Source organism: Bradyrhizobium campsiandrae (assembly GCF_014529705.1).
GTDB classification, from domain to species: Bacteria; Pseudomonadota; Alphaproteobacteria; order Rhizobiales; family Xanthobacteraceae; genus Bradyrhizobium; species Bradyrhizobium campsiandrae.
The window spans coordinates 1-243 of record NZ_JAANIH010000398.1; the positions used below are offsets into that span (position 1 = coordinate 1).

Here is a 243-nt window from a genome sequence, read left to right on the forward strand (position 1 = left end):
TGCGATCCTCCATCGCGATCGCGGCTTCCAGCGATCCCGCATCGACGCTCATGTTGAGACATTCCTTTGATAGGCGCAGCCCGACCGGCGAAGCCGTCATCATCGCGTCGACGTAAGGCTCGGCGGCTGCGACATCGGCACCAGTTACTTTCTGCCGCGGCTCGTTGGTGTCTCGGTGGCGTCAGAGTTAATTCTGACTGGACGTTTCATCGGTGCCGAGCGTGCGCTGGCGGTGGGACTCGT

The 243-nt window shown here is 61.7% G+C and carries 1 pseudogene; it reads left to right on the plus strand.

Features of this window, described 5'->3' with window-relative positions:
• Window positions 1-106: 106 nt before the first annotated feature.
• Window positions 107-243: pseudogene (locus tag G8O24_RS43615) on the plus strand (enoyl-CoA hydratase/isomerase family protein); the annotation flags it as partial.